The following is a 13570-nucleotide window of genomic DNA, read 5'->3' as shown; positions in this document are numbered from 1 at the left end:
AACCGCTGCGCGCGTGCCAGAGAGCGCGATCGGATCCCTGTTGTGCTGGAGCGTGTCGGCGTAGCATCGCACGGTGGGGGATCGCTCATGCATGGAGGCCAACCATGAAATGGATCACCCCGGGCGCCGAGGACTATGACGACTCTCGCGCCCTGTTCAACGCAATGATCGACAGCCGCCCTGCGGTCATCGCCGCCTGTTCCGACGCCACCGACGTCGCAGAGGCTCTCGCCTGGGCCTCGGCGCACGGACATGCCGTCGCTGTCAGGTCCGGCGGGCACTCGGTCGCCGGTATGTCGACGATCGACGACGGGCTCGTCATCGATGTGCGCCCGATGAAGGGTGCCCTGGTCGACAGGGAGGCGCGCACGGTGACGGTCGGCGCCGGCCTCACCTGGGGCGAGTTCGACCGCGCAACGCAGCAGCACGGGCTCGCCACGACGGGCGGGCGGGTGTCGACGACGGGCGTGAGCGGGCTCACCCTCGGCGGCGGTTCCGGCTGGCTCGAACGGTCGTACGGCCTGGCCTGTGACAACCTGCTGGCCGTCGACCTCGTGACCGCCGGCGGTGAGCGTGTGCACGCCAGCGCAGAGGAGAACCCGGATCTGTTCTGGGCGCTGCACGGCGGCGGCGGCAACTTCGGTGTCGTGACCTCGCTCACCTTCGCGTTGCACGAGCTCGGGCCGCTCGTGTTGGCCGGCCTGATGCTCTGGCCGGAGAGCGAGGGGCGGGCCGTGACCCTGGCCTACCGGGACTTCGCCGTCGACGCGCCGGACGCCCTGGGGTCCGCGCTGATCTGCCTCACCGCCCCGCCGGAGGAGTTCGTGCCGGAACACCTCCAGGGTCAGCCGGTCGTCTCGGTCGGGCTCGTCTACGCCGGCCCTGTCGAGGAGGGCATCGAGGCGGTCCGGCCGCTGCGTGAGCTGCAGCCGGCGGTCGACCTCGTCGACGCGATGGGCTACGCCGACTTCCAGTGCATGATCGACGACCCGCCAGGGCTCTACAACTACTGGACGGCCGACTATCACGACGCGTTCCCCGATGCCGCCGTCGACGCCTTCCTCGCCTCCGGGCACAGTCGCCGATCCGAGAATTCGCAGCAACTGCTCGTGCCATGGGGCGGTGCCATCGCGCGCGGCGCGGACGGGGCGACGCCGCTCGCCAACCGCGGTGCCCGCTGGGTCTCGCATCCATTCGCGATGTGGGAGGGTCCGGAGGGCACGGAGGAGAACATCGCCTGGGCGCGTGAATTCCGGCGGAACATCGCTCCGCACACGAATGGCGGCGTCTACCTGAACTTCATCGGCAACGAGGGGCAGGAGCGCATCCGCGCGGCCTTCGGCGAGGAGAACTACACCCGCCTGGCACGGATCAAGGCGGAGTTCGATCCCGGCAACGTCTTCCAGGGCAATCAGAACATCCTGCCTGCACCGTGAATCCTGCGCCGCGGCGTCCGGGGCCGACGGAGGCCGCTCTGCTAGAGTGAGCGAGGATGTCGTGTGCCCCAGGGTGCAGGGCATTCTCAACTGAATAGAGCACCAACGGAGCAGGCTGGCAGGATGCTGGTCCCCTGTGGTGGTATTCCGAGCACAGCACTGCGCATCTCAACAGCGCCTCGTGCACGGCGTATTTCTACTGGTGGCCAGTGCAAGCACGTCAATCGCAATCGATACATTCTGACGCGCTGAAATCTGTCTGTTCCCCTGCTCCGATGTTCTACTCGCGCGCCACACGGGCGAGCGAGGCTAAACAAAGGAGATAGACCTCTTGGAAGGTCCAGAAATCACGTTCGCCGAAACCGTTATTGACAACGGAAAGTTCGGAACGCGCACCATCCGCTTCGAGACCGGCCGTCTCGCTCAGCAGGCTCAGGGTTCTGCAGCCGCATACATCGACGAAGAGACCATGCTTCTCTCGGCGACCTCCGTCAGCAAGCAGCCGAAGGACAACTTCGACTTCTTCCCGCTCACCATCGACGTCGAAGAGCGTATGTACGCCGCGGGCCGCATCCCGGGCTCCTTCTTCCGTCGCGAGGGCCGCCCCTCCACCGAGGCGATCCTCACCTGCCGTCTGATCGACCGGCCGCTGCGCCCGTCGTTCGTCGACGGTCTCCGCAACGAGATCCAGGTTGTCGTCACCGTTCTGGCCATCGCGCCGGACGAGCTGTACGACGTGCTCGCGATCAACGCGGCCTCGATGTCGACCCAGATCGCCGGTCTGCCGTTCTCCGGCCCGATCGGTGGCGTCCGCGTCGCCCTCGTTCCGACCGAGGCCGGCGCAGGCCAGTGGATCGCCTTCCCGAAGCACTCGCAGCTGGAGGACGCCGTGTTCAGCATGGTCGTCGCCGGCCGTGTCGTCACCGACGCCGATGGCAAGGAAGACGTCGCGATCATGATGATCGAGGCCGAGGCCACCGACAACGCCTGGGACCTCATCCAGGGCGGCGCCGTCAAGCCGAACGAGCAGGTCATCGCCGAGGGTATCGAGGCATCGAAGCCGTTCATCAAGCAGCTCGTCGAGGCTCAGGCCTCCGTCGCGGCCCGTGCCTCCAAGCCGACCGCCGACTTCAAGCTGTTCCCGCCCTACACCGACGTGGTCTACGAGGCCGTGTCGGCCCTCGCCCTCGAGGAGCTCAAGGGCATCTACCTGATCGCCGACAAGGTCGAGCGTCAGAACGCCGACGACGAGCTCAAGGGCCGCGTCAAGGAGGCCATCGCCGCCAAGGTTGAGGCCGGAGAGCTCGACGCATCCGCCCTGAACCAGCTCGGCGCCGCCTACAAGTCGGTCACCAAGCACGTAGTGCGCACCCGTGTGCTCAACGAGGGTGTTCGCATCGACGGCCGCGGCCTGGCAGACATCCGTCCGCTGGACGCCGAGGTTGCTGTCATCCCGCGCGTGCACGGTTCGGCGATCTTCCAGCGCGGAGAGACCCAGATCCTGGGTGTCACCACGCTGAACATGCTGAAGCTCGAGCAGTCGATCGACTCGCTGAGCCCGGTCACCAAGAAGCGCTACATGCACAACTACAACTTCCCGCCCTACTCGACCGGTGAGACCGGCCGCGTTGGAACGCCGAAGCGTCGCGAGATCGGGCACGGCGCACTCGCCGAGCGCGCCCTCGTTCCGGTTCTGCCGACCCGCGAGGAGTTCCCCTACGCGATCCGCCAGGTGTCTGAGGCTCTCAGCTCCAACGGCTCGACCTCGATGGGCTCCGTCTGCGCCTCGACCCTGTCGCTGCTGAACGCCGGTGTGCCCCTCAAGGCCCCCGTCGCCGGTATCGCCATGGGCCTCATCTCCGACACCATCGACGGTCAGACCCGCTACGCGGCTCTCACCGACATCCTCGGTGCCGAAGACGCCCTCGGCGACATGGACTTCAAGGTCGCCGGTACCAGCGAGTTCGTCACCGCGATCCAGCTCGACACCAAGCTCGACGGCATCCCCGCCTCGGTGCTCGCTGCCGCTCTGACGCAGGCGAAGGATGCCCGCAACACGATCCTCTCGGTGATGACCTCGGCCATCGACGTTCCCGACGAGATGGCACCGACCGCGCCTCGCGTGATCTCGGTCCAGATCCCCGTCGACAAGATTGGCGAGCTGATCGGCCCGAAGGGCAAGACGATCAACGCCATCCAGGACGAGACCGGTGCAGACATCTCCATCGAGGAGGACGGCACCGTCTACATCGGCGCCGTCGACGGCCCGTCGGCTGAGGCTGCGCGCGCGCAGGTCAACGCCATCGCGAACCCGACCAACCCTGAGGTCGGCGAGCAGTTCCTCGGAACCGTCGTGAAGATCGCCACCTTCGGTGCGTTCGTCTCGCTGCTCCCGGGCAAGGACGGCCTGCTGCACATCTCCGAGGTGCGCAAGCTCGCCGGTGGCAAGCGTGTCGAGAACGTCGAAGACGTGCTCGGCGTCGGCCAGAAGATCCTCGTCGAGATCACCAAGATCGATGACCGCGGCAAGCTCTCGCTCGCCCCGGTTGTGGTCGAGGAGGCCGCAGACAGCGAAGGCCGTGGCCACGAGGCCGCGCACGCCGAGGCTCCGGCCGAAGGCGCTGCCGAGTAGTCAGCCCTGCTTCACGCAACACCGCGGATGCCCGTCTCCCTCGAGGAGGCGGGCATCCGTCATTCCAGCCGCGACCGAGTGTCCCCCAATTGAGGGGCAAACCGCTTGCCGTGCCTTCGGCGCGCGGAGTACTGTGCGCCCATGTTGACTAATCCTCAGTTCCGTGTGCGGTTCCTGTCGCGCCTCGGCGCCCTCTCTCTGATCACCATCGGATTGGTCGCGGGTGTTGCCGCGGCTCCAGCCAGCGCGCTGCAGGGCGCACTGCTTCAGGGCACGGTCGCGACGGCCGTTCCGAGTTCGGGATGGTCGCCTCCGGCCTCAGCGAACTATGTGGCGCTCGGCGATTCGTTCACCGCCGGTCAGGGCGCACCGCCGTACAAGGCCGGGGCGTGCATGCAGAGCAAGTATGCGAGCTACCCGAGCATCGCAGCCGCGTTCAGTCGACTCCGGCTGATCGAGAACAAGGCCTGCTCCGGGGCGACGGTCGCCGCTGTCGGCGCTCAGCTCGTCGGCGTGAGCGCGTCCACGACGTTCGTCACCCTCACGGTCGGCGCGATCGACGCCGGCTCGAATGACGTGCTCGCCGCCTGTGCTCCGGATCCGGCGTCGCAGCTCTGCGCCGACGCGATCGCCGCCAGCACCGCGAAGCTGCAGGCGCTCGGCCCCCAGCTCGCCGGGCTGTACGCGACGATCGCCGCGACCCTTCCGGAAGCGCGCGTCGTCGTGCTGAACTACCCGAGGCTGTTCAACCCGGGCGTCGCACCCCTTGGCGACCTCGTCAACACGGCGACGGACGCGCTGAACGCCGTGATCCAGGGTGCAGTCGCGGCGACGGGCAACACGCGCATCATCCACGTCGATGTGACACAGGAGTTCGCCGGCCACGGCATCGGCGCCCGGCTGCCGTACATCGCCTTCGACCAGGCCAATCTGCTCGCGGTGGCGAACTTCCACCCGAACGCACTGGGGAACGCGCTGGGTTACACCCGGGCACTCGCCAACGACGGGGTGCTCCGCCGCTGAGGCCGCGACCGTCCAGGGCTTGGCGGCGCTACGGCGCCGCCTTCCCGAGGCGGCGCCGCAGCAGCGGTTCCAAGCGGAACGGGATCAGCTCACCCATCGAGAGTGACGTCTGGGTGCGCTTGACCCCGCGGCAGGCCAGGATCAGCGCGTCGATGCGGAACAGGTCCTCCGCGTCGAGGCAGACGACGCGGACGAGCAGGTCACTGCGGCCGCTCAGGCCGTGCGCCTGCACGACCTCGGGGACGGCGGCCAGTTCCCGCACGATCGCCGAGACCCGTTTCTGCTTCACGTGCACCTCGATGAAGGCCGTCAGCGGGTAGCCGAGAGCCGCGGTGTTCAGCCGGCGTTCGAAGGAATCGAAGAGTCCGGCCGACTCGAGTTTCGTCATCCGGGCCTGCACGGTGTTGCGGCTGAGCCCGAGCTGCTCGGCCAGCGCGACGGTCGTCGATCGCGGTTCGGCCGAGAGCGCCAGGAGGAGCTCGACATCGCTTGCGTCAAGAGTGTGCATAGTGCGCAAAAGTAGCACCGGCTGATGCCGCTGTATAGAGCAACATGCTCAAGGGATTCCGCGGTGATTGTGCTTGATGTGCAGGCGGCGTAGCCTCGCAGTAGCACCGGCAGCGTGGCCGGATGCCGGGTCGAGGGCGCCACAAGCGCGATCGACTGTCGCCGTGACCGAACGGAGTTCGCGTGATGATCAAGACGCAGATACCGACCCCGATGCCAGGCCAGACGATGGCGGACCAGAACCCAGAGTCGGGCTCGACCGAACCGGGTTCCCCGGCCGCGAGCTCGCCAGAACAGGACGCGGCCACCCGCGCCGACACGGCCCCGGCGATCGCCGATGATGAGACGGCCGCCCGACTTCTCAACGCCGCGGGCGAGCGCGTCCCGAACGCGGAGCTCGAGCCGTGGGCGAGCGAACTCGACGCAGAGGCCATCGGCGGGCTGTATCGCGACATGGTGGTCGTGCGCCGACTCGATGCAGAGGGCATCGCACTGCAGCGCCAGGGTCAGCTCGGCCTGTGGCCGCCGCTGCTCGGCCAGGAGGCGGCACAGATCGGCTCAGCACGGGCACTGCGGGCGGACGACTTCGTCTTCTCCAGCTACCGCGAGATGGCCGTCGCCTGGGTGCGCGGTGCACGCCCGGAGGGGCTCACCCGCGCGTGGCGGGGGATCTCGGCATCCGGATGGGACCCGTTCACCGTGAACATGGCCCCGATGCAGGTGATCATCGGTGCGCAGTCGCTGCACGCGACGGGCTACGCGCTCGGCATTCAGAACGACGGCGCCGATGCCGTGGCCGTCGCCTACTTCGGCGACGGGGCCACGAGCGAGGGCGATGTGAACGAGGCGATGGTGTTCGCCGCGAGCTTCCAGGCCCCGGTGATCTTCTTCTGCCAGAACAACCACTGGGCGATTTCTGAGCCCGTCGGTCTGCAGGCGCACCGCGCCATCTCCGACAGGGCGCCCGGCTTCGGGATCCCGAGCATGCGCGTCGACGGCAACGACGTGCTCGCGGTGTTCGCCGCGATGCGCAGTGCCCTCGATCGCGCCAGGAACGGCGGCGGCCCGACCTTCATCGAGGCCGTGACCTACCGGATGGGGCCGCACACGACGGCCGACGACCCCACCCGCTACCGTGACCCGGCCGAGCTGGAGCTGTGGGCCGGCCGCGACCCGATCCGCCGCGTCGAGGCGCTGTTGCGCGGCATGGGCGCGTTCACCCCGGAGTTCGAGCAGCAGGTGGCGGATGCCGCAGACACCGCAGCCGCCGAGCTGCGTGCCGTCACGATCGCGCTGAAGGATCCAGCCCCGCTCAGCGTCTTCGACCACGTCTACGCCGAGCCGCACACCGCGCTGGAGCGGGAACGCGAGCAGTACCGGGTCTACCTGGAGCAGTTCGAACCGCCAGAGGGAGCTGTCCAGGCAGCAGACGACGCAGAATCCACGAGCGCGGACAATGGAGGTGCACGATGACCGTGATGACACTCGGTGGCGCGATCAACGCCGGACTGCGTGCAGCACTCGCCGGCGATGAGAAGGTCATGCTGATGGGCGAGGACATCGGTGCGCTCGGTGGCGTCTACCGGATCACCGACAAGCTGCAGGCGGAGTTCGGCCCGCGCCGCGTCGTCGACACCCCGCTGGCGGAGGCCGGCATCCTCGGCACCGCCGTCGGCCTCGCGTTCCGGGGGTACCGCCCGGTCGTCGAGATCCAGTTCGACGGCTTCATCTACCCCGCCTTCGACCAGATCGTGAGCCAGGTCTCGCGGATGCACGCCCGCACGGAGGGCGCGGTGACGCTGCCGATCACGATCCGCGTGCCGTTCGGCGGCGGCATCGGCTCGGCCGAACACCACTCCGAATCGCCTGAGGCCTACTTCGCGCACACTCCGGGCCTCCGCGTCATCAGCCCGTCGACGCCGCAGGACGCGTTCACGATGATCCAGCAGGCCATCGCCTGCTCCGACCCCGTGCTCTTCTTCGAACCCAAACGGCGGTACCACGTGAAGGGCGAGGTCGACATCGACCGCCCGCTCGCGGATGCCGCGCCGATGGGTGGCGCCCACGTCGTCGTGCCGGGCACCGACGTCACGCTCGTCGCCTACGGGCCGCTCGTGGCCACGGCCAGGGACGCCGCAACGGCCGCACTGGCCGAGGGCGTGTCGATCGAGGTCGTCGATCTGCGTTCGCTCGCCCCGCTCGACCTCGAGACGCTCGCGGCATCCGTGCAGAAGACGGGCAGGCTCGTGATCACCCACGAGGCCTCCGGCGCGGGCGGGCTCGGCGCGGAGGTCGCAGCGAGCATCACCGAGCGCTGCTTCGAGTACCTGGAGCACGCCCCCGTGCGGGTGACCGGCTTCGGGGTTCCCTACCCGCCGGCGAAGCTCGAACGACACTATCTGCCTGACCTCGACCGGATCATGGACGGCGTCGACCGCGCGCTCGGCCGCTTCGGCTCCGAGACCGCCGTGCTCGGTTCTGAGGTGACGCGATGACCGAGATCCGCGCATTCCTGCTGCCCGACCTCGGAGAGGGTCTGACCGAATCGGAGGTCGTCAACTGGCGCGTGGCCGTCGGCGACACGGTCACGCTCAACCAGATCATCGCCGAGGTGGAGACCGCCAAGGCCATCGTCGAACTGCCCGCCCCCTACGCCGGCATCATCACGCGCATCTACGCGGAGCCGGGCGTCACCGTGAACGTCGGCGAGCCGCTGATCGACTTCGAGGTGCCGGATGCCGCAGGCAACGTGACTGCCAACGGCGATGCGCCGACGGCACCGATCGCGCAGGCCCCCGCGGAACCGCAGGCACCGAACCTCGTCGGCTACGGGGCCCCGCCGGAGTCCGGCGATGGCCCGGCGCGACGGGCCCGCCGCCGTCTGGAGACGCAGGCGATCCCGATCGTGCTCGCCCAGAATGCCGGTGAGGACGCCGCAGGCGGGATCGTGCCGGGGGCGACCGGCCAGACCGGGCCCGTTGGCACGACGACGGGCGGCATGGCGGAGCGGGCGCGCTCGACACCGCCAGTGCGCAAGCTGGCCCACGATCTCGGCATCGACCTCGAACAGCTCCAGGGCAGCGGCACCGGCGGAACCGTGACGCGCGACGACGTGGAGGCCGCATTCGCCGAGCGCTTCGGTGGGGGCGTCGCGACATCCGCGACGCAGGCATCCCCGGCAACCGCTGCACCCACCGCTGCACCCGTCGCCGCGACGCAGGCGACGGCGCGCGCGAGCGCTCCAGGCCCCGACGAGCACGGCGAGACCCGCATCCCCATTCACGGTGTGCGCAAGCACACGGCGGCGGCGATGGTGCAGAGCGCATTCACCGCACCGCACGTGAGCTGCTTTCTCACCGTCGACGTCGGGCGGAGCGTCGAGCTCCTCGCCGAGCTGCGGGCGGAGCGCAGCGCGGGCGGCCCCAAGATCGGCATCCTCGCGCTCGTCGCGCAGGCCGTGTGCCTGGCCGCCCGGCGCACGCCCGAGCTGAACTCGCACTGGGATGAGGCAGCACAGCAGATCGTGCAGTACCGCTCCGTGCACCTCGGCATCGCCGCTGCGACCCCGCGCGGCCTGATCGTCCCGGTGATCTCCGACGCCCAGGCGATGGGTCTCGCCGAACTCGCCGACGCGATCGCCGGGCTGAGCGAGGCGGCCAGGGCTGGCACCACGACTCCGCAGGCCCTCCGCGGCGGCACGTTCAGCATCAGCAACATCGGTGTCTTCGGTGTGGACGCCGGAACGCCGATCCTGAATCCTGGGGAGGCCGGGATCCTCGCCATCGGCGCGCTGCGCCGGGAGCCGCGCGAGTGGCAGGGCGAGATCGCCCTCCGTGACGTGCTGACGCTCAGCCTCAGCTTCGACCACCGGGTCGTCGACGGCGAGCAGGGGGCCCGCTTCCTGCGTGATGTCGGAATGATCCTGAACAATCCCGGCCGTGTTCTGAGCATGCTGTGAGCCGTCGGCTGACTAGGGTGGGATCACGTTCCGCCGGGGTGACGTCCGGCCGCGAAGCAGCGGGGAGGCCTCGATGAGCGCTCTGGACACCGGTGGGGCCCGAGCGGGCACAACCACCCCCGGTACAACGACCCCTGGAACGACAACACTGCGGAGCGCGATCGACCCGGACTCCGCACCGTTCCTCGCCAACGACTCCGCTCAGCGCGGCCTCGTCGCCGAACTCAATGAGCTGCTGGCGACGGCGGCCATGGGCGGTCCAGAGTCGTCGCGCCTCCGGCACACGGGGCGTGGCAAGCTGTTGCCCCGCGATCGCGTCGACCGCCTGCTCGATCCCGGCAGCCCGTTCCTCGAGATCGCGCCCCTCGCCGCGCACGGACTCTACGGATCGGAGGCGCCGGCCGCCGGTGTCATCGCCGGCATCGGCCTGGTGCACGGTCGGCACGTCATGGTCATCTGCAACGACGCCACCGTCAAGGGAGGCACCTACTTCCCGCTCACGGTGAAGAAGCACCTGAGGGCCCAGGAGATCGCACTCGAGAACCGGATCCCGTGCATCGCGCTCGTCGACTCCGGCGGCGCCTACCTGCCCATGCAGGACGAGGTGTTCCCCGACCGCGAGCACTTCGGGCGAATCTTCTACAACCAGGCACGGATGTCGGCCGCCCGCATTCCGCAGATCGCGGCCGTCCTCGGCTCCTGCACGGCCGGCGGCGCGTACGTGCCGGCGATGAGCGACGAGACGGTGATCGTCCGCGGGCAGGGCACGATCTTCCTCGGCGGACCACCGCTGGTCAAGGCGGCCATCGGCGAGATCGTCACGGCGGAGGAACTCGGCGGCGGGGAGCTGCACTCCCAGGTCTCCGGTGTCACGGACCACCTGGCCGAGAACGACGCACACGCCCTCGAGATCGTGCGCGACATCGTCGCGACGCTGCCGCCGCCGGCCGAGCCGGCCTGGGCCGTCGCGGAGAGCAGCGAGCCGCGCGCGGAGCAGAGCGAGCTCTACGGGATCGTGCCGCTGGACGTGCAGGCCGACTACGACGTGCGCGAGGTGATCGCCCGCCTCGTCGACGACAGTGCCATGCACGAGTTCAAGCGGGAGTACGGCACGACGCTCGTCACCGGGTTCGCCCGCATCCACGGCCACCCGGTCGGCATCATCGCCAACAACGGCGTTCTCTTCAGCGAGGCGGCCGAGAAGGGCGCGCACTTCATCGAACTCTGCGACCAGCGCGGCATCCCGCTGCTGTTCCTGCAGAACATCTCCGGCTTCATGGTCGGCCGCGAGGCGGAGGCCGGCGGCATCGCCAAGCACGGGGCCAAGATGGTGACGGCCGTCGCGACGACGCGCGTGCCGAAGTTGACCGTCGTCATTGGCGGGTCGTTCGGCGCAGGTAACTATTCGATGTGTGGTCGTGCGTACTCTCCCCGCTTCCTCTGGATGTGGCCGGGTGCCCGCATCTCGGTGATGGGCGGAGAGCAGGCGTCCTCCGTGCTCGCGACGGTCAAGCGCGACCAGTTCGAGGCGCGCGGCGAGGAGTGGGCCGCGCCGGACGAGGAGGCCTTCCGTGCACCGATCCGGGAACGCTACGAGCACCAAGGCAGCCCGTACTATTCGACGGCACGGCTCTGGGATGACGGCGTGATCGACCCGGCCGACACCCGCAGGGTGCTCGGCCTCGCCCTCGACGTCTGCAGCAGGACCCCGCTGCCCGAGCCGGCCTTCGGCCTCTTCCGGATGTGATGCGCGCCATGCCAGCCCCAGAGACCACAGAGCTGCGAAGCCCGATGGCGGCGACAGCGCCATTCGGCCGGGTGCTCGTCGCGAACCGCGGCGAGATCGCCTGCCGCATCATCCAGACGCTGCGCCGCCTCGGTATCGTCTCCATCGCCGTGTACAGCGACGCCGACCGCGAGGCCAAGCACGTGGGCCTCGCAGACATCGCCGTGCGCATCGGTCCGGCCGCCGCGAGTGAGAGCTACCTCGACGTCGCCGCCGTCATGGCCGCCGCCGTCGCCAGCGGTGCGGATGCCGTGCACCCCGGTTACGGCTTCCTCTCGGAGAGCCCGCTGCTTGCTGCGGCCTGCGCGGAGGCCGGGATCGTCTTCGTCGGCCCGAGCGAGTCGGCGCTCAGCGTGATGGGCGACAAGATCCGCTCCAAGCGTCACGTCGCCGCGTACGGTGTGCCCGTGACGCCGGGCAGTGAATCGAGCGGCGACGGAGCGGGTGGGGACAGCGGCGACGCCGCCCTGACGGCATCCGCCACCGCCATCGGCTACCCGGTGCTCGTCAAGCCCTCCGCCGGCGGCGGGGGCAAGGGCATGCAGGTGGTGCAGAGCGCGGAGGAGCTTCCGGCGGCGCTCGCCACGGCCAGGCGCGTCGCACGTGCGGCCTTCGGTGACGACACGCTCTTCCTGGAGAAGCTGATCGAGCGGCCGCGGCACATCGAGGTGCAGTTGCTGGCCGACCGCGCGGGCAACACAGTGCACCTGGGGGAGCGCGAGTGCTCGCTGCAGCGCCGGCACCAGAAGGTCATCGAGGAGGCCCCATCGCCGCTGCTGGATGCCGGCACACGGGCACGCATCGGCGAGGCGGCGTGCGCCGTCGCCCGCAGTGTCGGCTACGAGGGGGCGGGAACCGTGGAGTTCCTCGTCTCGGATGCCGCGCCAGAGGAGTTCTTCTTCATGGAGATGAACACACGCCTCCAGGTCGAACACCCGGTGACGGAGCAGGTGACGGGCATCGACATCGTCGAGTGGCAGCTGCGCACGGCCGCAGGGGAATCGCTGCCGTGGCGCCAGGACGAGATCGCACTGACCGGGCACTCCGTCGAGGCGCGCATCTACGCCGAGGACCCCGGCCACGACTTCCTGCCGACCAGCGGACGGATCGCGGCGCTCGCCGAAGCGACCGCGCCGTGGCTGCGCGTCGACAGCGCGATGCAGGCTGGCGGCGAGGTCGGCACCCACTACGACCCGATGCTGGGCAAGGTGATCGCGTGGGGACCGGACCGAGCCAGCGCGCTCGCCCGCCTCGATGCCGCACTCGCCGACACGGTCATCCTCGGCCTCGGCACCAACCTCGACTTCCTGCGTGGACTGCTGGGCGACCCGGCCGTGCGTGCGGGGCACCTCGACACCGGACTCATCGAGCGCCACCTCGCCGCCGGTTCCGAGCACGGGGCCGGCCGAGCGAGCAATGACCCGGATGCGATCGGTCCAGCGGAGATGCTGGCCGTCGCGGCCATCGTGCTCTGCCCGCAGAGCCCGGCGCCCGGCGCTGCCTCCGCGCTCTGGCGTGACGGCGCCGGTTGGCGTTCGGGTGGCGCCGCCGCGGCCCGCCCGATCGGCACGCGCGTGCTGCCGGGAGGCGACGACGGGCCGGCGGCCGACTCAGCTCCGGCCGCCGCCGATCTCACCGTGCGCCGTGACGGCGACGGTTTCACCGTGACGGTGACGACACCGGGCGCAGACGGCGCAGGCGAGGTCTCCGAGCACGGCGTGAGCCTGTCTTGCGATGGCGCAGACGGGCGGCGTTGGCCGCTCGGTCCGAGCGGGATCCGGGTCGGCATCGCGGTGGACGGGGTGCAGCGCCGCTGGAGCTGGGCCATCGACGGCGATGAGCTCTGGCTCACCGCCGCCGGCCAGGGCGCCCGATTCGCCCTGCAGAGCCGGGAGGCGGCGCTCCAGCTGGAGCTCGCCCGCATCCGCGCCGACCGGGCGCTGCTCGCCGGCGGAGTGGCCGCGAGCCCGGAGCTGCGCACACCGATGCCGGGAACCGTGGTTGCGCTGCACGCGGCATCCGGCGACCGGGTCGCGATCGGCGATGCCATCGGCACGGTCGAGGCGATGAAGATGGAACACCTGCTGACGGCGAGCGTCGCCGGCATCCTGCGGCTGCACGTGCGGCTCGGCGAGGCGCTGCGACGCGAACAGCTCGTCGCATCGATCGATGCGGATGCCGCGGCGCCCGATGCGGGAACGGCCGACGACGCGCGTGAGGGGAAGTAA

Annotated in this window: 9 protein-coding genes; 8 read left to right on the top strand and 1 reads right to left on the bottom strand. The window is 69.6% G+C overall.

Features of this window, described 5'->3' with window-relative positions; genetic code table 11:
* Positions 1–104 precede the first annotated feature (104 nt).
* The 3 genes from EV379_RS10440 (at position 105) to EV379_RS10430 (ending at position 5091) form a co-directional block, all read left to right on the top strand.
* Complete coding sequence (locus tag EV379_RS10440) at positions 105–1436, top strand: FAD-binding oxidoreductase (protein ID WP_130506079.1); 1332 nt, start codon at positions 105–107, stop codon at positions 1434–1436.
* A 331-nt stretch (positions 1437–1767) separates the two neighbouring features.
* Positions 1768–4068: a polyribonucleotide nucleotidyltransferase gene (locus EV379_RS10435; RefSeq protein ID WP_130506078.1), complete on the top strand. Its 2301-nt coding sequence runs from the start codon at positions 1768–1770 to the stop codon at positions 4066–4068.
* 141 nt (positions 4069–4209) lie between these two features.
* Positions 4210–5091, top strand: coding sequence for an SGNH/GDSL hydrolase family protein (locus tag EV379_RS10430; protein ID WP_130506077.1), 882 nt, complete (start codon positions 4210–4212; stop codon positions 5089–5091).
* A 28-nt stretch (positions 5092–5119) separates the two neighbouring features.
* On the opposite strand, the gene EV379_RS10425 is transcribed toward EV379_RS10430, so the two are convergent.
* A complete protein-coding gene (locus EV379_RS10425; protein ID WP_130506076.1) occupies positions 5120–5599 on the bottom strand; it encodes an Lrp/AsnC family transcriptional regulator in 480 nt (159 codons plus the stop codon).
* 227 nt (positions 5600–5826) lie between these two features.
* On the opposite strand from EV379_RS10425, the gene pdhA reads away from it, so the two are divergent.
* The 5 genes from pdhA to EV379_RS10400 all read left to right on the top strand — a co-directional run bounded on the left by pdhA (position 5827) and on the right by EV379_RS10400 (position 13570).
* On the top strand, positions 5827–7071 hold the full coding sequence (gene pdhA / locus EV379_RS10420; RefSeq protein WP_130507412.1) for a pyruvate dehydrogenase (acetyl-transferring) E1 component subunit alpha: 1245 nt from the start codon (positions 5827–5829) through the stop codon (positions 7069–7071).
* On the top strand, positions 7068–8093 hold the full coding sequence (locus tag EV379_RS10415; protein ID WP_130506075.1) for an alpha-ketoacid dehydrogenase subunit beta: 1026 nt from the start codon (positions 7068–7070) through the stop codon (positions 8091–8093). The genes pdhA and EV379_RS10415 overlap by 4 nt, the downstream gene beginning before the upstream one ends.
* Positions 8090–9556 carry a dihydrolipoamide acetyltransferase family protein gene (locus EV379_RS10410; RefSeq protein WP_130506074.1) on the top strand — a complete coding sequence of 489 codons (1467 nt, stop codon included), beginning with the start codon at positions 8090–8092 and terminating at the stop codon, positions 9554–9556. The genes EV379_RS10415 and EV379_RS10410 overlap by 4 nt, the downstream gene beginning before the upstream one ends.
* Before the next feature lie 73 nt (positions 9557–9629).
* Complete coding sequence (locus tag EV379_RS10405) at positions 9630–11303, top strand: carboxyl transferase domain-containing protein (RefSeq protein ID WP_130506073.1); 1674 nt, start codon at positions 9630–9632, stop codon at positions 11301–11303.
* 8 nt (positions 11304–11311) lie between these two features.
* The gene (locus EV379_RS10400) at positions 11312–13570 is read left to right on the top strand and encodes an acetyl/propionyl/methylcrotonyl-CoA carboxylase subunit alpha (protein ID WP_130506072.1); all 2259 of its coding nucleotides are present in this window, start codon (positions 11312–11314) and stop codon (positions 13568–13570) included.

This window comes from Microterricola gilva, from assembly GCF_004217495.1.
GTDB classification, from domain to species: domain Bacteria; phylum Actinomycetota; class Actinomycetes; order Actinomycetales; family Microbacteriaceae; genus Microterricola; species Microterricola gilva.
Note: the sequence above shows the minus strand (reverse complement) of the source record. Positions and strands in the feature narration are given on the sequence as shown.

Bases quoted from the DNA above. Each gene is read 5' to 3' on its own strand.
- EV379_RS10405 (WP_130506073.1), top strand. From the start codon at position 9,630: ATGAGCGCTCTGGACACCGGTGGGGCCCGAGCGGGCACAACCACCCCC.
- EV379_RS10400 (WP_130506072.1), top strand. From the start codon at position 11,312: ATGCCAGCCCCAGAGACCACAGAGCTGCGAAGCCCGATGGCGGCGACA.
- pdhA (WP_130507412.1), top strand. From the start codon at position 5,827: ATGGCGGACCAGAACCCAGAGTCGGGCTCGACCGAACCGGGTTCCCCG.
- EV379_RS10440 (WP_130506079.1), top strand. From the start codon at position 105: ATGAAATGGATCACCCCGGGCGCCGAGGACTATGACGACTCTCGCGCC.
- EV379_RS10415 (WP_130506075.1), top strand. From the start codon at position 7,068: ATGACCGTGATGACACTCGGTGGCGCGATCAACGCCGGACTGCGTGCA.
- EV379_RS10410 (WP_130506074.1), top strand. From the start codon at position 8,090: ATGACCGAGATCCGCGCATTCCTGCTGCCCGACCTCGGAGAGGGTCTG.
- EV379_RS10430 (WP_130506077.1), top strand. From the start codon at position 4,210: ATGTTGACTAATCCTCAGTTCCGTGTGCGGTTCCTGTCGCGCCTCGGC.
- EV379_RS10425 (WP_130506076.1), bottom strand. From the start codon at position 5,599: ATGCACACTCTTGACGCAAGCGATGTCGAGCTCCTCCTGGCGCTCTCG.